This window comes from Methylocella sp. (assembly GCA_037200525.1).
Taxonomy (GTDB): Bacteria; Pseudomonadota; Alphaproteobacteria; order Rhizobiales; family Beijerinckiaceae; genus Methylocapsa.
In genome coordinates this window covers 5,120,579-5,140,554 of record JBBCGG010000001.1, presented here as the reverse complement: position 1 = coordinate 5,140,554, position 19,976 = coordinate 5,120,579, and the positions used below count along the sequence as shown (strand labels likewise).

13 protein-coding genes and 6 pseudogenes are annotated in these 19,976 nt (G+C 59.7%); 11 read left to right on the top strand and 8 right to left on the bottom strand.

Annotated elements, in window-relative coordinates; genetic code table 11:
• The first annotated feature begins 77 nt into the window (after positions 1 to 77).
• From infB to truB, 3 genes are all read left to right on the top strand, one after another.
• A complete protein-coding gene (infB, locus tag WDN46_25220; protein ID MEJ0096586.1) occupies positions 78 to 2,744 on the top strand; it encodes a translation initiation factor IF-2 in 2,667 nt (888 codons plus the stop codon).
• Between the two features lie 204 nt (positions 2,745 to 2,948).
• The gene (gene rbfA / locus WDN46_25215) at positions 2,949 to 3,389 is read left to right on the top strand and encodes a 30S ribosome-binding factor RbfA (protein MEJ0096585.1); all 441 of its coding nucleotides are present in this window, start codon (positions 2,949 to 2,951) and stop codon (positions 3,387 to 3,389) included.
• Positions 3,386 to 4,282 (top strand): tRNA pseudouridine(55) synthase TruB, encoded by an 897-nt coding sequence (gene truB / locus WDN46_25210; protein ID MEJ0096584.1) that lies wholly within the window; start codon positions 3,386 to 3,388, stop codon positions 4,280 to 4,282. Before rbfA ends, truB begins: the two co-directional genes overlap by 4 nt.
• 504 nt (positions 4,283 to 4,786) lie before the next feature.
• Here truB and WDN46_25205 read toward each other — a convergent pair.
• Positions 4,787 to 5,553, bottom strand: a pseudogene (locus WDN46_25205) (IS5 family transposase).
• A 1,546-nt stretch (positions 5,554 to 7,099) separates the two neighbouring features.
• On the opposite strand from WDN46_25205, the gene parC reads away from it, so the two are divergent.
• On the top strand, positions 7,100 to 9,352 hold the full coding sequence (parC, locus tag WDN46_25200) for a DNA topoisomerase IV subunit A (GenBank protein ID MEJ0096583.1): 2,253 nt from the start codon (positions 7,100 to 7,102) through the stop codon (positions 9,350 to 9,352).
• A gap of 91 nt (positions 9,353 to 9,443) precedes the next feature.
• Positions 9,444 to 10,210: pseudogene (locus WDN46_25195) on the top strand (IS5 family transposase).
• 47 nt (positions 10,211 to 10,257) lie between these two features.
• Here WDN46_25195 and WDN46_25190 read toward each other — a convergent pair.
• Together WDN46_25190 and WDN46_25185 are read right to left on the bottom strand one after the other, a co-directional pair.
• Positions 10,258 to 10,998, bottom strand: a complete 741-nt coding sequence (locus WDN46_25190) for an arginyltransferase (protein ID MEJ0096582.1) — start codon at positions 10,996 to 10,998, stop codon at positions 10,258 to 10,260.
• Between the two features lie 87 nt (positions 10,999 to 11,085).
• Complete coding sequence (locus WDN46_25185; protein MEJ0096581.1) at positions 11,086 to 11,559, bottom strand: RDD family protein; 474 nt, start codon at positions 11,557 to 11,559, stop codon at positions 11,086 to 11,088.
• A 293-nt stretch (positions 11,560 to 11,852) separates the two neighbouring features.
• On the opposite strand from WDN46_25185, the gene WDN46_25180 reads away from it, so the two are divergent.
• The 4 genes and pseudogenes from WDN46_25180 (at position 11,853) to gpt (ending at position 14,422) form a co-directional block, all read left to right on the top strand.
• The gene (locus WDN46_25180) at positions 11,853 to 12,524 is read left to right on the top strand and encodes a M15 family metallopeptidase (protein ID MEJ0096580.1); all 672 of its coding nucleotides are present in this window, start codon (positions 11,853 to 11,855) and stop codon (positions 12,522 to 12,524) included.
• A pseudogene (locus WDN46_25175) lies at positions 12,525 to 12,943 on the top strand (secondary thiamine-phosphate synthase enzyme YjbQ).
• 208 nt (positions 12,944 to 13,151) lie between these two features.
• Entirely contained in the window at positions 13,152 to 13,907 is a 756-nt protein-coding gene (locus tag WDN46_25170) for a molybdopterin-binding protein (protein ID MEJ0096579.1), read from the top strand.
• Positions 13,904 to 14,422, top strand: coding sequence for a xanthine phosphoribosyltransferase (gene gpt / locus WDN46_25165; protein MEJ0096578.1), 519 nt, complete (start codon positions 13,904 to 13,906; stop codon positions 14,420 to 14,422). The genes WDN46_25170 and gpt overlap by 4 nt, the downstream gene beginning before the upstream one ends.
• A 27-nt stretch (positions 14,423 to 14,449) precedes the next feature.
• On the opposite strand, the gene WDN46_25160 is transcribed toward gpt, so the two are convergent.
• Positions 14,450 to 15,109 carry an alpha/beta hydrolase gene (locus WDN46_25160; GenBank protein MEJ0096577.1) on the bottom strand — a complete coding sequence of 220 codons (660 nt, stop codon included), beginning with the start codon at positions 15,107 to 15,109 and terminating at the stop codon, positions 14,450 to 14,452.
• Between the two features lie 412 nt (positions 15,110 to 15,521).
• On the opposite strand from WDN46_25160, the pseudogene WDN46_25155 reads away from it, so the two are divergent.
• A pseudogene (locus WDN46_25155) lies at positions 15,522 to 16,288 on the top strand (IS5 family transposase).
• Between the two features lie 35 nt (positions 16,289 to 16,323).
• Here WDN46_25155 and WDN46_25150 read toward each other — a convergent pair.
• The 4 genes and pseudogenes from WDN46_25150 to WDN46_25135 all read right to left on the bottom strand — a co-directional run bounded on the left by WDN46_25150 (position 16,324) and on the right by WDN46_25135 (position 19,050).
• Positions 16,324 to 16,947, bottom strand: coding sequence for an IS5 family transposase (locus WDN46_25150; protein MEJ0096576.1), 624 nt, complete (start codon positions 16,945 to 16,947; stop codon positions 16,324 to 16,326).
• Positions 16,914 to 17,051, bottom strand: a pseudogene (locus WDN46_25145) (transposase). Before WDN46_25145 ends, WDN46_25150 begins: the two are co-directional and overlap by 34 nt.
• 224 nt (positions 17,052 to 17,275) lie before the next feature.
• A pseudogene (locus WDN46_25140) lies at positions 17,276 to 17,876 on the bottom strand (site-specific integrase).
• Between the two features lie 223 nt (positions 17,877 to 18,099).
• Positions 18,100 to 19,050 (bottom strand): alpha/beta hydrolase, encoded by a 951-nt coding sequence (locus WDN46_25135; protein ID MEJ0096575.1) that lies wholly within the window; start codon positions 19,048 to 19,050, stop codon positions 18,100 to 18,102.
• Positions 19,051 to 19,385: 335 nt separating this feature from the next.
• On the opposite strand from WDN46_25135, the gene WDN46_25130 reads away from it, so the two are divergent.
• Positions 19,386 to 19,604 (top strand): MbtH family NRPS accessory protein, encoded by a 219-nt coding sequence (locus WDN46_25130; GenBank protein ID MEJ0096574.1) that lies wholly within the window; start codon positions 19,386 to 19,388, stop codon positions 19,602 to 19,604.
• Positions 19,605 to 19,976 lie beyond the last annotated feature (372 nt).

Sequence of the window (19,976 nt, the reverse complement as noted above, 5' to 3'; positions counted from 1 at the left end):
CTTGAAAATGCTCCAGGCCGGTCGCGAGGCTGGCGCATTGAATTTAGAAGGGGCGCGAGCCCGGGAACGCGAGACTTATGAGTGAAACCAAGAACCCCGGTGATCATACGCTGACTGTCGCTCCGACCAAGACGCTGTCGTTGAAGCGTCCGGTCGAGGCTGGCATCGTGCGCCAGAGCTTTTCGCATGGCCGCACGAAAGCGGTCGTCGTTGAGAAGGTGAAGCGGCGCGTCGTCGCCGGCGAGCCGGGTCAGGCGCGCGAGGCCGGCGCGCCGGAAGCGCCGCCGGCGCCCGTCGTTGCGCCGCAGCCGCCGCGTCCGCAACAGAAGCCCGTGCGCCCGCAAGGGGGGCCTCCGCCGCGTTCGTCGTCCGGCGTCATCTTGCGCTCCTTGACCGAAGAAGAGCGCGAGGCGCGCTCCCGCGCATTGTCGGGGGCGCATGAGCGCGAGGTCGAAGACCGCAAGCGCGCCGAGATCGAAGCAAAAGCCCGCGAGGAGCGCGAAAACCGCGAACGCGAGGAGCGGGCTGCGGCCGAAGCTCGCAAACGCGAGGAGGACGCTCGCCGCGCTCTCGAAGCAGAATCAAAACGCCGGTCGGAAACGGAAGCCAAGCGGCGTCTGGCCGGCGGCGAACCTGCGCCTGCGCCAGCCGCCTCCGCCGCCCGCAAGACCCCCATGCCGTCGTCTCCCACGGCGCCCTCCCCGGCCCCAGCGGCGGCAGCTCCGGCTCCGGTCGGCCTCTCCGCCGTCGCGCGTCCCGCGACCGTCGAGGAAGAGGAAGCCAAGCGCATCATTCGCCGTCCGGGCTTGCCCACGAAGGTTATCATCGCCCGCCCGGTCAAGGGCGCCGAACAAAAGACCCGCGGCCGTCTGACCGTCGCCAGCGCTACCGGCGAGGAAGATGAGCGCACCCGCTCGATCGCCGCCTTCCGGCGCCGCACCCAGCGCCTCAAAGGCCACGTCAGCGAAGCTAAGGAAAAGCTGGCGCGTGAAGTGATCCTGCCGGAGACGATCACGATTCAGGAGCTCGCCAACCGTATGTCGGAACGCGGCGTCGACGTGATCAAACTCATGATGAAACAGGGCCAGATGGCCAAGATCACCGATGTGATCGACGCCGATACGGCGCAGCTCATCGCCGAAGAACTCGGCCACACCGTGAAGCGCGTCGCAGAGTCCGACGTCGAGGAAGGCCTGTTCGACACGCCTGACGCCGACGGACGCCCAGTCACCCGCCCCGCGGTGGTGACCATTATGGGGCACGTCGATCACGGCAAGACCTCGCTGCTGGACGCCATCCGCCACGCCAATGTCGTCTCCGGCGAGGCCGGCGGCATCACGCAACACATCGGCGCATACCAGGTCGTCGCCGCGAATGGCGTTCCGGTTACTTTCATCGACACGCCAGGCCACGCAGCCTTCACGGCGATGCGCGCGCGCGGCGCCAAGGTCACGGATATCGTCGTGCTGGTCGTCGCGGCCGATGACGGCGTCATGCCGCAGACGGCGGAGGCGATCAGCCACGCCCGCGCCGCTCATGTGCCGATCATCGTCGCGATCAACAAGATCGACAAGCCGGACTCCAAGCCCGAGCGCGTGCGCAACGAATTGCTGCAATATGAGGTTCAAGTCGAATCGCTCGGCGGCGAAACGCTCGAGGTCGAGGTTTCGGCGACGAAGAACATCAATCTCGACAAGCTGCTCGATCTGATCGCCTTGCAGGCCGAATTGCTCGACCTCAAAGCCAATCCGGATCGCCCGGCCGAAGGCACCGTCATCGAGGCGCGGCTGGACAAGGGCCGCGGCCCGGTCGCCACCGTGCTCGTGCAGCGCGGCACGCTTCGGGTCGGCGACCTCATCGTCGGCGGTTCGCAGTGGGGCCGCGTGCGCGCCTTGCTCAACGACCAGGGCGAGACGAGGCAGGAGGCTGGCCCTTCGACGCCGGTCGAGGTTCTGGGCTTTTCGGGCTCGCCCGAAGCTGGCGATCGCGTCGCCGTCGTGGAAAACGAAGCCAGAGCGCGTGAAATCGCCGAATATCGCGACAGACAGAAACGCGAACAGGCCGCCGCTCGCGGCAATCTGGCGCGCGGTTCTCTCGCCGATATGATGAGCCAGCTCAAGACAGCGGGCCGCAAAGAGTTTCCGCTGGTCATCAAAGGCGATGTCCAGGGCTCGGTCGAGGCTATCATCGCAACGCTCGAGAAGCTCAACACCGATGAGGTGGCTGCGCGCATCATTCACGCCGGCGTGGGCGGAATTACCGAGTCGGACGTCACCTTGGCGGAAGCTTCGGGAGCGGCTTTGATTGGCTTCAATGTCCGCGCCCATAAAGAAGCGCGCCAGTTGGCGGATCAGTCCGGCCTTGAGATTCGCTATTATAACGTCATCTACAATATCGTCGATGACGTGAAAGCGGCGATGTCGGGACTTCTTTCGCCGACCCTGCGCGAAGATATGCTTGGCAATGCGGAGATCCTCGAGGTCTTCAATATTACCAAGGTCGGCAAGGTCGCCGGTTGCCGCGTCACCGATGGAACCGTGCAGCGCGGCGCCAATGTTCGCCTCATCCGCGACAATGTCGTGGTGCACGAAGGCAAGCTGTCAACGCTCAAGCGCTTCAAGGATGAGGTCAAGGAAGTCGTCGCCGGTCAGGAATGCGGCATGGCTTTCGAGAGCTATCAGGATATGCGCGTCGGCGACGTCATCGAATGCTATCGCGTCGAGGAGATCCAGCGCTCGCTATAAAGCTCTGGCCTCAACGAATGTCATGCTGGCGGCGATGGATCATCGGGCAACCGATCTTTCCATTGCCGTCGGATTGGTTCGGGGCCTTGCGCGGCCCATGAGACATTTGCAATCCGCAGTTCGCATGCCTTTCGAAAAGCCAATGGCTTTTGAGGGCGGGAAAAAGTCCGAAAATCAACGCTGAGAAGCGTCGGAGTTCCAACATTGTCCAGAGTTCATCATCAGCAGGGCGCCCAGCCTTCGCAAAGAATGTTGCGCGTTGGGGAGCTTGTCCGCCACGCGATGTCCGAGCTTTTAGCCCGCTCGGAAATCAATGATCCAGCTCTGCAAGGGCAAGTCGTCACCGTTCCGGATGTCCGCATGAGTCCCGATCTGAAGCTCGCGACGGTTTATGTCATGCCGCTTGGCGGCAAGAACGTCGCTGATGTTCTGGCGGCGCTGGACCGGCACAAGAAAATGCTCCGCAGCGAGATAGCTCGCCGCATTAATCTGAGATTTGCGCCCGACGTTCGCTTCAAATCCGACCCCAGCTTTGACTATGGCAGCAAGATCGACGCCTTGCTCAATTCGCCCGAGGTGAAGCGCGATCTTGAGGCCAAAGCGGAGACGCCGGAGCAGGGCGCTTCGACGGAAAAACCCGAATGACGGCGTCCACCCGCAAGGACATCGATGGCTGGGTTGTGCTCGATAAGCCCGTCGGCATGACCTCAACCCACGCCGTGTCGCGATTGAAGCGCATCTTCAACGCCAAAAAAGCCGGCCACGCCGGCACGCTCGACCCTTTGGCTTCGGGCATTTTGCCGATCGCTTTCGGCGAAGCGACAAAAACCGTGCCCTTCGTGCAGGATGGCGAAAAAGCCTATCGCTTTGCGGTGCGTTGGGGCGTCGAGACCGACACCGACGATTCCGATGGCAAGAGCGTAGCGCATTCCGATCTGCGGTCCTCGAAAGCGGACATCCTCGCGGAATTGCCGAAGTTCGTCGGGACGATCCAGCAAAAGCCGCCGGCCTTTTCAGCGATCAAGATCAATGGCGAGCGCGCCTATGATCTTGCCCGCGATGGAGAAATGCCGGATCTGGCCTTCCGACCGGTGACGATTCACGCGCTCGACCTTCTTTCCGCCGATCCCGACGAGGCCGTTTTTGAGGCGCGCTGCGGCAAAGGAACCTATGTTCGCGCCATCGCCCGCGACCTTGGCCGGCTGCTCGGCTGTCTTGGCCACGTCACTGCCTTGCGCCGGACCCGCGTCGGGCCTTTCAGCGAGGCCGACGCCGTAAGTTTGAGCGATCTCGAGGAGGGCGTCATCGACGCCAAGGTCATGCGCCGCGTCGAGGCGGGCCTCATGGAATTGCCCCGCGTCATGGTCGACCGCGACGCCGCCGCAAAACTCCGGCGCGGCCAATCCATTTTGCTGCGCGGCGCCGATGCGCCGATGGACGGCTCGGCCTATGCCGCCTGCGGCGGCGTGGTGATCGCCGTTGGCGCGGTGGAGAAGGGCGAACTCGTGCCGGGCCGGGTTTTTAATCTGCCGTTTTAAGCGAGCGGGTTTTGGCGAGAGCGCGGTGAGCGTTCCAAGGCATGACGGAGTGCTCAGCACCCCACCTACTAATTGAGGGAGGGCCTTCGAGATACATCGCAAACCAAGACAAATTCAAGGAGCAGCGGCTTAGGCAAGTCTTCGGCGAACTCGGCTGAGCAAAGATAGGATAGAATTTTTCACATAAATAGAAAATTAATTGGCTTTAACCTGAATTTGAGTGTTGATTCGGCCCTACGATCTGGCGAGGAAATGCACGATATCGATGTACGATTAGCTATTCGACGTCATTTGGAATCTGCCCACGATGGCGATCAGGATACCCGAATTATCGAAGAAATGGGCATTTGGGCTGGTTCAGTTCGAGTCGATGTAGCCGTCATAAACGGCGAATTCCATGGCATTGAGCTAAAGAGTGCAAGAGACACGCTTGATCGATTACCACGTCAAGCCACTCTCTATGATGAGGTGTTTGATCGTGTAACTCTAGGCAGTAGTGACGAATTACCTGAGCATGATAGCAATAGCGGCGAGCAATACGAAGCCTCGGTAGTTTGCGAGGAGCTTGTCGTATCGGGTTGCGACGCGCCGGAACTGCTTCAGTTTATTGAAGAAACGCTCGACGAGATTGCGCTCCTTGTAGAGCGCCTTGTCGTAGGGGAGCGGCGCGCGGCGATTGGATTTTGATGGGATCACCGGCTCAGCCTCACGCATAAGAACAGCCTTGCGCAAGTGATTGGCGTCATAACCTTTATCGGCGATGATCGCATCGGCCGCAAAGCCTTCGATCAGGGCGTGCGCTTTTGTGATGTCGTTGCGCTGCCCAGGTCCGAGAAGGAGCCGAACGGGGTTGCCGAGCGCGTCTGTCGCGGCGTGGATTTTGGTGCTCAAACCACCGCGAGAGCGGCCCAGGCCTTGGGCATCCGCCCCCCTTTGGCGATCCTTGCGCCGGCCGCGTGCTGATGGGCGCGCACGATTGTTGAGTCGATCATCAGCCATTCGAGATCGGCCTCGGCGGTGAATGCCTCAAGAAATCCGTCCAAGGCGCCGCGCTCGATCCAGCGATAGTAGCGGCGTTTCACCGCCTGATGGTCGCCGAAGCGTTCGGGCAGATCGCGCCAGCGGCCGCCCGAGCGGGCCATCCATAACAGCGCGTCGACGAAGCGTCGATTGTCGCAGCGCGGCACGCGCTGGCCGGCTCTTCCGCCTGGCACAAGATCACAAAGCCGCTCCCATTGATCGTCTCGCAGCGCATCGACATCCCGAATCATCAAGGCTGATCTCCAAAAATCAGCCTTGAATCATGGAAAGATCCTCGCGAGAATCCCCCAAACGCCGAATTCGTCACCACGGCCTAGGGGTTGCGGAAAAGCACCTAATTAAAGCGGACAGCTTAGTGCCGAAATGGTGGGGTCTGCTAGCAGCGGTTTGGAGTGAAAATTCCAGTGTCCGTATTGGACAGGCTCGCGTTGCCCAAATGAATCCTGCCATTAACCCGATTCAGGTTGCGCGGCTTTTTTGGCGCACAGAGGCGATCGCGGTTCTGAAAAAGTACGGGAGAGTTGATGGGTTCAAGAGCAAGCCAGCCGACGTAATCGTTCGTAGACTGGCTGCTGAAATCCCTATTGACGATCTCCGCTTTGAGGCACGCACCGCTTTAAAGGCCCGAGAAAATTGGCTAGGGCAGCGTCTCGCAAATAAAAGAAACATGACGGTTTAATAAAACGGCAGCCCATTGGGGACGACCGCCAGCGCCGGCGGTCGTCGTTGCATAGTGACGGATGCGATCATCTCCCCAACAGTTGGGCACGGAATTAAACTGCCGCTCCAATGCTCTCGCATGATTGCGATACTGAGCCGCCATAGACTGCCCGTTCGAACCGGTCGTCGCAACTCCTTTGATGATCCAATTATCGTCAATAGTATATCGCACACTAACTGTTGCGTTCGCCATCGCGTATCCGGGAACTTCGTCTAACGAAGGATGGACGTGCCCAACATCGGAGTAATCCAACTGAAATGACAAGTTCATAGTAGCTAATCGCTGCCACAGTTGCCAATCTCTGCGGGGTACCAAATTTCTTCCATGTGCAAGGCCACCATGATCCTTTGGCGCGCTCCAAGAGTTCAGTGTCGTTGATCGCCATGCCTGCTTGGCCTTAAAAATAGGCCTTAGAGTATGTTCGATATATCCGGCCAGCAAACTCGGGTTGTGCTCAGCAACGCCTCCGATCTCTATAATCAGATCTACTTCGGAGAGATTCCACTTTAATCCAGCGGCCCAAGCTTATACGTTCGGCAATTCTGCGAGTGAAGTTTGAATAACTAGACCTCGCCCAAATTTGTTAATTAGGCTAGTTACGGTTCGCAGATAGACGCCGTCTGGGTTAACGGACATCGCGGGTATAACCGGAAGTCCACCCATGCCTAACCCGTTGAAAAGCGAAATAAAGGCTGTCGGGGATCCGGTCTCGGATAAGTTATATGCCCCGTCGAGAGCAATCGAAAATCCAGGCAGTTTGGCAATCATATTCGGTTGAAATGTAACAGGAATGCTGGCGGTTGCTTTTATCACAGGGAAAATTCGGGATTTTGCCGACTCGGACAAATTACCTAGTGCCTCCGCCTCGCCAGCCTTAGGTCCTGAGAACCGGAACATAACGGAACGACATTTTCATCTCCAAATCGAATCGGATGACGCAACAGCTCAGATTGCTCTATTACCTGCGCGATTTGCAAACGGCATGGCTTCCGAATCCGCGCCAAGAACAAAAACGGAACTTGCGCCGAAGCCAAGCCTCGTTTACGCCTTGCCGCATGGCAAAAACCGTTTCTCCTCCGTCGCCGCCATCGGGCGGCGGCGCCGTACCTGTCAATCTTCGCGATGCGCTAGAAGAGCGCTATCTCGCCTATGCGCTCTCGACCATCATGGGCCGCGCTTTGCCGGACGCGCGCGACGGCCTGAAGCCGGTGCATCGGCGCATTCTCTATGGCATGCAGATCCTGCGGCTTGATCCGGGAACAGCCTTCAAGAAATGCGCGAAAATCGTCGGCGACGTCATGGGCTCGTTCCATCCGCACGGCGATCAGGCGATTTACGACGCCTTGGTCCGGCTCGCGCAGGATTTTTCCTCGCGCTATCCGCTGGTCGACGGGCAGGGCAATTTCGGCAATATCGATGGCGACAGCGCCGCCGCCTATCGCTACACCGAAGCGCGGATGACCGATATCGCCCGGCTGCTGCTCGAGGGCATTGACGAGGACTCGGTCGATTTTCGCGAGAATTATTCGGGCGACCAGCAGGAGCCGGTCGTGCTGCCTTCGGCGCTGCCGAACCTGCTCGCCAATGGCGCGCAGGGCATCGCCGTCGGCATGGCGACCTCGATCCCGCCGCACAATCTCGCCGAGCTTTGCGACGCCGCGCTCTATTTGATCGCCCATTCTGATGCGACGACCGATCAATTGCTGAATTTTGCGCCGGGGCCGGATTTCCCGACCGGCGGCGTTCTGGTTGAGAGCAAGGAGTCGATCGCCGAGACCTACCGCACCGGGCGCGGCTCGTTCAGGCTGCGGGCGCGCTGGGCGAAAGAGGAAGGCGCGCGCGGCGTCTGGGCGATCGTCGTCACCGAAATTCCGTACATGGTGCAGAAATCGCGGCTTATCGAAAAGATCGCCGAGCTTCTCAATGACAAGAAACTGCCGCTCGTGGCCGATATCCGCGACGAATCCGCCGAAGATGTTCGCGTCGTCATCGAGCCGCGCTCGCGCACCGTCGATCCCGAAGTTCTGATGGAGCATTTGTTCAGGCTGACCGAGCTCGAGACCCGGTTTCCGATGAACATGAACGTGCTCGTCGATGGCGTCGTCCCGCGCGTCGTCTCGTTCAAGGATGCGTTGCAGCAATGGCTCGACCATCGCCGCGACGTGCTTCTGCGCCGCTCGCGGCATAGGCTCGGCCAGATTGTGCACCGGCTCGAAGTTCTCGCCGGCATGCTGGTGGTCTTCCTCAATCTCGACGCGGTGATTCGCATCATCCGCGAGGAGGATGAACCCAAGGAAGCCTTGCAAGCCGCCTTCGCGCTCTCGGAGACGCAAGCCAACTACATCCTCGACACGCGCCTGCGCAGTTTGCGCCGGCTGGAGGAAATGCAGCTGCGGCGCGAACATGACGAGCTGATCAAGGAGAAGGAAGACATCGAGACATTGCTCGGCAGCGAGGTCAGGCAATGGAAGACGATCACCTCTCAGATTCGCGATCTTAAGAAAAAATATGGCCCCGAGACCAAATTGGGCCGCCGCCGCACCCAGTTCGCGGAAGCGCCCGATCTCGCGGACATCGATTTTTCGGGCGCTCTGGTCGAACGCGAGCCGGTGACGATCGTAGTCTCGGAAAAAGGGTGGATTCGCGCCCTCAAGGGCCAGGTCGCAGATTTGGCGAGTTTGCAATTCAAGGGCGATGATGCGCTGAGCACGGCTTTTTTTGCCGAGACCACGTCGAAAATTCTCGTGTTCGCCAGCGATGGCAAGGTTTTTACCCTCGATGCGGGAAAACTGCCGGGCGGACGCAGCCAAGGCGAACCCCTGCGGCTAATGGCCGATATCGGCGAAGGGGAGACAATCAGCGCGGTTCTGCCCTATGCGCCAGAGACGAAAATGCTGGTCGCCTCAAGCGACGGACGCGGCTTCATCGCCGCGCAGGACGAGATGATCGGCGGCACGCGCAAGGGCAAGGTTTTGCTCAATATCGACAAGCCTGCTACGGCCGCCATCATCAGGCCGGCCGTGGGCGACCATGTCGCGGTCATCGGCGAAAACCGCAAGATTCTGGTCTTTCCGCTCGACCAAATGCCTGAGATGGCGCGCGGAAAGGGCGTGCGCCTGCAAAAATACCGCGATGGCGGCATAGCCGACGCCAAGGTGTTTTTCCTCGCCGAGGGTCTTACCTGGAAAGATTCGGCCGGGCGGAGTTTTTCTGTCGCAGGGGGCGATTTGGCCGAGTGGATCGGCAACCGCGCTGAAGCCGGACGTTTGCCGCCGCGCGGTTTTCCGAAAAACAATCGATTTGGGTGAAGCTCTAGGCCGTTGTGACGAATTCGGCGTTTGGGGGATTCTCGCGAGGATCTTTCCATGATTCAAGGCTGATTTTTGGAGATCAGCCTTGATGATTCGGGATGTCGATGCGCTGCGAGACGATCAATGGGAGCGGCTTTGTGATCTTGTGCCAGGCGGAAGAGCCGGCCAGCGCGGGCCGCGCTGCGACAATCGACGCTTCGTCGACGCGCTGTTATGGATGGCCCGCTCGGGCGGCCGCTGGCGCGATCTGCCCGAACGCTTCGGCGACCATCAGGCGGTGAAACGCCGCTACTATCGCTGGATCGAGCGCGGCGCCTTGGACGGATTTCTTGAGGCATTCACCGCCGAGGCCGATCTCGAATGGCTGATGATCGACTCAACAATCGTGCGCGCCCATCAGCACGCGGCCGGCGCAAGGATCGCCAAAGGGGGGCGGATGCCCAAGGCCTGGGCCGCTCTCGCGGTGGTTTGAGCACCAAAATCCACGCCGCGACAGACGCACTCGGCAACCCCGTTCGGCTCCTTCTCGGACCTGGGCAGCGCAACGACATCACAAAAGCGCACGCCCTGATCGAAGGCTTTGCGGCCGATGCGATCATCGCCGATAAAGGTTATGACGCCAATCACTTGCGCAAGGCTGTTCTTATGCGTGAGGCTGAGCCGGTGATCCCATCAAAATCCAATCGCCGCGCGCCGCTCCCCTACGACAAGGCGCTCTACAAGGAGCGCAATCTCGTCGAGCGTTTCTTCAATAAACTGAAGCAGTTCCGGCGCGTCGCAACCCGATACGACAAGCTCCTCGCAAACTACCGAGGCTTCGTATTGCTCGCCGCTATTGCTATCATGCTCAGGTAATTCGTCACTACTGCCTAGGCGACTATCTCGTAAACGGCGCGGAAAACCTACCCCACGCGTTCCCAGCCGTTCATGCCGAGGCGCTCCTGCGGCAGAAAACGCGCTTTATAGGCCATTTTCTGCGACCCCTCGACCCAATAGCCAAGGTAGACATGCGGCAGGCCGAGCCTGCGCGCCCGCTCGATATGATCGAGGATCATATAAGTGCCAAGAGAGCGCTGCTGCTCCTCTGGAGCATAGAAAGAATAGACCATCGACAGTCCATCGGCGAGCAGATCCGTCAGGCAAGCGGCGACAAGCTGCGTTTCGCTAGCTCTTTTGGCCTCGGGGTCCGGAGCCCGATATTCGACGAGCCGGGTTTCGACGTGGCTGTCCTCGATCATCATCGAATAGTCGAGCACGGTCATGTCGGCCATGCCGCCTTCGCCGTGCCGCGCGTCGAGATAGCCGCGAAATAGCGAGTACTGCTCCGAGGTCGGTTCGGCGTGTCCGACTATTCCCACGAGATCGCTGTTTTGATCCATAACCCTACGGAAGTTGCGCGAGGGCCGAAACTCATTGACCTTCACCCGCACCGACACGCAGGCGCGGCAGTGTTCGCATGCCGGCCGATAGGCGATGGTTTGCGAGCGACGGAAGCCGGAGAGCGTGAGTTGATCGTTCAAGGCGACAGCGCGGCCGCCTATCAAATGGGTGAAGACCTTGCGCTCCTGCCGATCCGGGAGATAGGGACACGGAGATGGTGCCGTCAGATAGAACTGCGGTGCGTCGCGCGGTTCTCGCGTCAAGCTCGTTGGCCCCCTCGATCCCGTTCTCATCTCTTAGACACAGAGGCTAACTCTTTCTGGAGCGGGGGCAAATGGAAAACTCAATTTTTAATAGGGCCGCCGCGTAATGATCACGCCGGCGATGATGTCATGCAGGCATCTTTTGCCTTCCGTGACGAGAGAAATAAGAAAGACCGGCAGAAACATCGTGCTGAGATAAAACAGGACTGCGTGCGCTGCAGCGATCAGGAACGGAACCTTTTGCCCGTCGACGAGACGCATCTCGAGATCCATCGCCTGCATGCCGGGGGTCGCCATCTTGTGGCCCGAGACGGTCAGCCCATTGTAGAAAAACGCGACGAAGGGAAATATCGGAGGCAGAATCAGAAGCGAAAGCCCGAACGTCAGGATGGTCAGCGCGAACCATATGGCGGCGGAAAAAATCGAGACGATGATGAAGTCCAAAATGAACGCAAAAATGCGCCGCGTGCGCACTCCCGCGAACGCCGCCGCGGGCAGATTGGACGGCAGGTAACTCGGAGCCGAAACGGTCATTCTGTCAAAACCACTCCTGTCGGTCATCGACGCGCTCCTCTGCGTGACTCACACCGCTCCGCCAGCCGATTCGCGAATCGCCTCGGCGCTCCAGCTACCTCTGATGTGGCCCCGGCGGGACGGGGGAACAAGAGGCGGCGTCGCTCGCAGAAGGCCCGCAGGCGGGTCTCCGCAATGAGCGCCTCAGCTTCGCTCAGGAACATTGAGAAGATATTCAGGCGCCGACGGATCGATGGCCTTTTTTCGACAGGTTTGTGGCCTAAACGCCAATTAGCCGAAAGACGCCGAAATTCCTGCGGCGGCCGGATAAGGATCAAGGAATGAACGAAGAGATTTTGGCCAAGGCGACAGTGCTGTCGCCAAGCTTGCGCTATAGCGCCGAGGGCGCCGCCTGCGGGCAGACTCCGCCGCAAAACTTCGTGCGCCTCAAGGACGTTGCGCCGCGCATCAAGCAGGACATGCGATACGCGGGCAGTGAAAATTTCATGGGTCGCCCGGTTCCGGGTTATTGCGCCGGACAATGCTGGCTGCGGCGGGAAGTGGCGGAGGCGGTTGCCGCCGCGCAAAAGGACGCTGAAAGCCAAGGTCTCGGTCTTGTCGTCTATGATTGCTACCGGCCGCAACAGGCGACGCGGGCGTTCATGGCCTGGGCGGAAGATCCGGCCGATCAGGCGATGAAAGCGGCCTATTATCCCCACCTCGACAAGCAGGCGCTGTTCGAGCTTGGCTATATCGCCAAGGCTTCCGCGCATTCCACCGGCGTCGCCGTCGATCTTGCGCTTATCGGCCTTGATTTCGGCACGCCCTTCGATCTGTTCGACGCCGCCTCCGGCACGAATAACCCCGCGATCGCGGAAACGGCGAAACAGAACCGCGCCAAGCTCGACGGCCTGATGCGGCGGCACGGCTTCGTCAACTTTGACAAGGAATGGTGGCATTTCACGCTCGAGGGCTTGGAAGACGTCGCCCCGCACGATTTCGAGGTTCGGTAGATGCGTCAGGGGCTGCATCAGCTTCGCGTTGCGACCGAAGGCAAAGGGCTCGTCGAGCTCACGCGGGAAGTCGCCGATTGGGTGCGTGCGCAGCGGATCGAGACGGGCCTGCTGACGCTGTTCTGCCGGCACACATCGGCGTTCTCCTTATTCAGGAGAACGCCGATCGCGATGTCCGAACCGACCTCGAAGCGTTTTTTAGCCGGATCGCGCCGGAAGATGGCGCCCGCTACGTTCATGCGACCGAAGGGCTGGACGACATGCCAGCCCACATCCGGTCGGCGTTGACGCAGGTTCAGCTCTCGATACCAATCGCCTCGGGCAGGATGGCGCTGGGGACTTGGCAGGGGATCTATCTGTTCGAGCATCGCAGCGCGCCGCACAATCGCGAGATCGCGCTGCATATCTTGGGCGAGTAGGAGCCGGCCCAGATCAATTTCATCTGTGACGCCATCGCGGACAACGGCAACGGCCGTCGCGGCCTTTTGCGTCCGAAACCGTCGAACCCGGCGCAATTTCATGTTAGCAAGCGAGCAAGAGCTTGTTTGGAAACCGCGCTGCGAAGCTGAACCCTCATGGGAGCGTCATCCTGCAAGGGCGAGTTTCCAACCTCCGAGGAGAGCGAGCATGACGCAACCAGTTTCCGTGACGGCGGCGGTCCTCGTCATCGGCGACGAGATTCTGTCTGGGCGCACGCAGGACAAGAACACCGGCTATATCGCTGATTATCTCACCAAAATCGGCATTGAGCTTCGCGAGATTCGCGTGGTTGGCGATGTCGAGGCTGAGATCGTCGCAGCGGTAAACGCATTGCGCGCGCGCTACAATTACCTGTTCACGACCGGCGGCATTGGCCCGACGCACGACGACATCACCGCCGATGCGATCGCCGCCTCATTCGGCGTTCCAATTTCCGAGGATCCGCGCGCGATCAAGCTGCTGCTGGAGCGAATCAAGCTCGAGGATCTCAATGCGGCGCGCCGGCGCATGGCGCGAATCCCGCATGGGGCCGCACTGATCGAAAACGACATATCGAAAGCTCCCGGCTTTTGGATTGGCAATGTCATCGTCATGGCCGGCGTTCCGGCGATCATGCAATCCATGCTTGACCGCGTCGCGCCGCAACTCGCGCGGGGCGCCAAGGTGCTGGCGAGGACAATCGAGGCGGGCAATCTTCCCGAAGGCGCTTACGCCGCCGGCTTGAGCGAGGTGGCTGCGGCCAATCCCGAACTTTCGATCGGCTCCTATCCGTCCTTTCTGGCGGGGGCGTTTCACAATCAAATCGTGGTTCGCGGCAAAGATTCGGCAAAGGTCGGCGCGGCCGTCGCTTTGGTCGAGGCGTTGGTCGCGCGGCTCGCGGCGGAGCGGTCTCAATCACGATGACCAATCCACCGGCTTCCACCAACCTTCCTATGGAAAAAGCCTTCCACGTCTCCTGGGATCAGTTTCACCGCGATGCGAGGGCGCTCGCCTGGCGGCTCAGCGCGACATCGCAGTTTTCCGGCATGGTGGCGATCACGCGGGGCGGCCTCGTGCCCGCGGCGATCGTCGCGCGCGAACTCGATATGCGGATCATCGACACGATTTGCGTTGCAAGTTATGTCAACGACAAAACCCAGGGCAAGATCAAAGTCCTGAAAAACGCGTCGCCGGAGATCCTCCGCGACGAGGGGCGCGGGCTCCTCGTCATCGATGATCTCGCCGATACCGGCGCGACGGTGAAAATCGTTCGCGCGTTTCTGCCGAAAGCGCATATCGCGACGGTCTACGCCAAGCCGCTGGGGCGTCCCCTGGTCGACACATTTGTCACCGAGGTCTCGCAGGACACCTGGATCTATTTTCCGTGGGACCTCGGCCTCAGTTTTCAGGCGCCGATTTCGGAGAGGGGGCCTGGCTGAGTTGGGGCGCCCGCTTGTGCGGAGCCCTTACTTGTCACCCAAAAAATGCAAGAGCGCGGCGTTGAACAAGGCCGGGTCCTGCAGGAACGCGAAATGACTCACATTCGGCAGGATGAGCAGGCCCGCGCCGGGTATCGTAGCAGCGATATATTCCGTATGTGCTCGCTTGATCGCTTCGTCATGGTCGCCGTCCGCGACCAACACAAGCGATTTGATGGATCGCAGCTGCGCGTCCGTCCAATTGGGCTCCGTTTCCCACATCTTGCTGATCTGGGTATGGAAAGCATTGTATTGATCCGGGGTCGACGATAGACGCGCGTAATCCTCGCCGGCGCGCGCCACAAAGGCGGCGAAGACGGGATTCTTCTCGGCGTCATCGTTGAAGCCCGAAGTCTGCGTGTTCGCGGCGAATGCGAAGACTCGGGCTACTCGGTCAGGATAGCGTATCGCCATGTCGAGGCCTATGATTGCGCCGTCGCTCCACCCTACGATGTCGGCCTTAGGGATTTTAAGAACGTCGAGCAGGGCGACAATGTCGTCGGTCATCAGGTCGTAGCTGAAGGGCCGCTCGTCGCGCGTACTGCGCCCGTGACCGCGGCTGTCCACCAGGATGACGCGATGATGCTCGGCGAGCGCTCGCACCTGGTTGCCGAAATAGTCGGAATTGGCTGGGCCGCCGTGGAGCATCACGACGGGTGAGCCGGTTCCGATCTCGGCGTAGAAAAGGCTGATGCCATTGACCGCCCGCGTGGCCTAAGCGTTCGCCTTGAACCGGCGGCGGCGTGGGCGGCAAACTTTGCCACGGTTCGGCGGCAAACCCCACATTCATGGGCGCCGCGAACAGCAGCAGGAAGGCAAATAAATGATAACGCATGCAAACCTCATTCATATTGGCGCGTAAGTTTTCAGGATCGATGTTACGGCGCAATCTCGGCGGCTGCCGGATCGGTTGCTGCTGTAACACAGGGAATGGAACAGAGGGAATGGCGCGTGAAGGTGGTCAGAGGTTCAACTAGGCCGTGGTGACGAATTCGGCGTTTGGGGGATTCTCGCGAGGATCTTTCCATGATTCAAGGCTGATTTTTGGAGATCAGCCTTGATGATTCGGGATGTCGATGCGCTGCGAGACGATCAATGGGAGCGGCTTTGTGATCTTGTGCCAGGCGGAAGAGCCGGCCAGCGCGGGCCGCGCTGCGACAATCGACGCTTCGTCGACGCGCTGTTATGGATGGCCCGCTCGGGCGGCCGCTGGCGCGATCTGCCCGAACGCTTCGGCGACCATCAGGCGGTGAAACGCCGCTACTATCGCTGGATCGAGCGCGGCGCCTTGGACGGATTTCTTGAGGCATTCACCGCCGAGGCCGATCTCGAATGGCTGATGATCGACTCAACAATCGTGCGCGCCCATCAGCACGCGGCCGGCGCAAGGATCGCCAAAGGGGGGCGGATGCCCAAGGCCTGGGCCGCTCTCGCGGTGGTTTGAGCACCAAAATCCACGCCGCGACAGACGCGCTCGGCAACCCCGTTCGGCTCCTTCTCGGACCTGGGCAGCGCAACGACATCACAAAAGCGCACGCCCTGATCGAAGGCTTTGCGGCCGATGCGATCATCGCCGATAAAGGTTATGACGCCAATCACTTGCGCAAGGCTGTTCTTATGCGTGAGGCTGAGCCGGTGATCCCATCAAAATCCAATCGCCGCGCGCCGCTCCCCTACGACAAGGCGCTCTACAAGGAGCGCAATCTCGTCGAGCGTTTCTTCAATAAACTGAAGCAGTTCCGGCGCGTCGCAACCCGATACGACAAGCTCCTCGCAAACTACCGAGGCTTCGTATTGCTCGCCGCTATTGCTATCATGCTCAGGTAATTCGTCACTACTGCCTAGAAACCTAGGCTCAGGACTCATTGATTGAGATAGAAGAGGACGGCGGCTGCGATGCAGATGGCGGAGAAGAAGGTGTGGGCGCATCGATCATAGCGGGTTGCGATGCGCCGCCAGTCCTTGAGCTTGGCGAACATGTTCTCGATTTTGTGACGCTGGCGGTAGAGCGTCTTGTCATAGGCAATGGGAAGCTTGCGGCTTCTGGTTGGCGGGATGCAGGGCTCGACGCCCCTGGCCTTCAGCGCGGCGCGGAACCAGTTGCTGTCGTAGCCCCTGTCGGCGATCAACATTGAAGCGGGCGGTAAAGCCTTGAGCATCAGCCGCGCGCCCTTGTGGTCGCTCATCTGGCCCTCCGAGAGCAACATGACGAGGGGCTTGCCGGCGCCGTCGCAAACGACGTGGAGCTTCGAGTTCAGTCCGCCTTTCGTGCGCCCGATACGGCGGGGAAGAGCCCCTTTTTGAGCAGGCTCGCCGCTGTGCGATGCGCCTTCAGATGCGTGGCGTCGATCATGATGCGCTCGGGCTTTGGACCTTCGCCAGCGAGCGCGGCGAATATGCGGTCGAAGACGCCGAGCCGGCTCCAGCGGATGAAGCGATTGTAAAGCGTCTTGTGCGGCCCGTAATCCTTGGGCGCATCTTTCCATTGCAGGCCGTTGCGGATCACATAGACGATTCCGCTGACCACCCGACGGTCGTCAACCCGCGGAACGCCATGCGACAGAGGAAAATGCGGCGCAAGCCGCGCCATCTGCCGCTCGCCCAACAAAAACAAATCACTCATCCCAGCCTCCCCATGCGGAGACCAGGAATCACATCTCAGGCAAATTTAATAGGTCCTGAGCCTAGATGAAGCGTATGCGGCCGGCGCCTTTGACCAGTATTTTTACAGTCCGCCACAAATCTATACACGTATTTGATATTACTTCATTTTCTATCGTTTCGCCGGTTGCATGTCGCGCCTGTGCCGTGTGTTCATGCCAGCAGGCTGCGCTCGGCTGCCGCAAGTTCCGCGCTGTCGTTGCCGCGCGGGAACAAGCGCGAATAGGTATCCATCGTCATGGCGATGTTTGAGTGGCCGAGGCGCTCCTGCACCATCTTCGCGGTCAAACCTAAACCGCCATCCTCGCGCCGGTTAATGCACCCCGCTGCGAAGAAGTGCCTCAGGCTATGCAAGCCCGTGTACTTCGCGGCGACTATTACCTCTCCATGTCTTCTCTACACGTCGTGTCGTTACTCCCGCTGCGATCTGGGAAGGCAAAAGTCCATATTTGATAATGTTAGAGTGATACTCCACCGCGCCGGCCGCAGTCGGAAAAACGAGGTCGAGATCGCCCTTAGGACAGGCAAGCCTCCACTGCCGGAGTGTATTTTCGACAATTGGGGCCAACGGCACTGAGCGTTCACCCGCCTCCGACTTTGGCTTTCCGATCTCATTATAGCGATCGGCGCGTTGCCTGACGTGCAATTCTGCTTTTTTGAGGTCCACATCAGACCCGCGCAAGCCGCGAAGCTCAGAGGCTCGAAGGCCCGTAAAGATTGCGGTGATCAGGATGGGACGCCATCGGCCCTCGAGCTATCGCCCGGCCAAAAACCGTGGGGCTCCAACCCGCGCGGGAGCGGGGCCGTTTCGCCACCCCCTTGGAAGCTTCTGCTCTCGTCCCCAAGGCCCAACGATCGTGATCCGATAGCTTCTGTCTGGCTGCCCCCGCCGCGTCTCAAACAGCTGGCGGAGGCTCCGTCCAACGAGGGCTGAGTAGCCTGCAGCACCTGCTCCGCCGCATCACCGCTCCGCGGGACTAAACATCTAGGAGGCCATTTTTGCTTTGCTCATGGCGGCATCGCTCTTTGGCATCCGAGGACAGGGAAAGATCAGAGTCGAGAAAGCTTTCCAAGGCCTTTCCCACAGCAGCCGGATTTTCGATCTGGATCGAATGTCCCGCTAGGGGAATCACAGAGAGCGTTCCTCGCGATAGTACTTCGTGGGCCATCCTGTTTGCAATTTTTGCAGAAAGAACCGAGGAAGCAGTGCCTCTTAGTACGAGGACCGGGCAACGGATCGCCGACAAAAGCCTCCAAGTTTCCGAATGATTTGTTGAAGAGCCGACCCACGTAGCGGCCGGCTCCCGACTGGCCACAACTGCCGGATCATACTTCAATCGTATTGTGCCTGAACCGGAACAATGAGTCGTTTCCTTTGCGATCCATTGCAAGAGATCGTGCGCCGCGAGCGGCATCCGTTCCGCCAACACGCCGGCATAGTCTTCGACTGACGAATAACGGCGATGAGCATCCCGGAGCCTCTGTCTAAGGTGGGCTGTAATTTTAGGATCCGCATCTGGCCCGAAATCTGCCAGAATAACTCGCTCGATCGGCGATGGACACATGGAGGCAAGGCGCAACGCCACAGCCCCGCCCAGAGAATGGCCAACAACTGCCATCCGGCCGATAGCAAGTAAGCGCATAAGATGGGAGATGTCGGTTGCCATTGCGTCCGCCTTGTAGATGCCGTCACCGACCCAGTCAGAGTCGCCGTGACCTCGCAGATCCACCGCAAGGACTCTGAATCGGCCAGCAAGCCGGGGAGCTACATCGCGCCAGACGCACGCCGCGTCGCCCAAGCCGTGAATCAGCAAGACAGTATAACTAGAACGCGTCCCTATTGCACCAAGCCACTCAACGACATTGAGAGCGAGGCCGTTTGGCAGCACAACTTTTTCTTGGCGGGTTTCAATAGGCCCAACGAACATCGTGCTCTCGATTCTGTTGAAAGTAGCGCGCGGCTTTCGCGAGGCGCAGTCAATTGCGATCTTCCCTCGCGCTGCGCAGCGGGCACCAGGCAGCTTTCGTTTGATAATGGATCACTACGAGGCTGCCGAATACGCATCGTAGGCGCCGCTTGGCGCCACAGGGAGCCCGACTTTATTTGCTAATAAATGATCTCTGTCATTCGAGTGAAACAAAACCGTGGCAGAAAACGATCGAAGATTGACGAATAAACTTACTCGTCGGTTCTTTCGCTCCAATCGCATCCTGAGGTGCGCAGCATTTCGACATTTTTGTCATTGAAAGCAAGGCCCGAAAAATGAACGCCGACGGCAATAATGAGCTTTTCCGCGTACTGGTAAATCACGAGGAGCAATATTCCATTTGGCCGCACGAGCAAGCCGTGCCGGCAGGTTGGAGCGACGTCGGCAAGGCCGGCGATAAAGACGAATGCCTTAATTATATTACAAGCGTTTGGACGGACATGCGCCCACTGAGTCTGCGACAGCGCATGGCGGACCAGAAAGCTTCCCCCTAGAACGCCTGCACCGACAAATGAGCCGTTTGCGGGATCACGCGGGGGTCCGGCATATCGCAACAGTTCGGTTCAACAGACCGTCTGGCCAGACGCAGGCTCCGTCTCAGAAAAAGGGGACTGTCTGAATCACTTGGACGCTGGCGGCTGACAGATGTCGCTTGAGATGATGGCGCGAGGCTGAATGATGAAGCAGATGCAATTCTCGACGGCAAGACGGTGTCGCCGACGACGTTTCTGACGAAGATGGAGCGGGTCCTTCCGCAGTTAATCTGTGTAAGCCTATCGGGCCGGTCTATCCGAAGCAAGATAATGGCTGGGCCTGCGTGGGAATTGAGACGAATGCTATGCATTTATTTTCCGCAGCAACGGCCC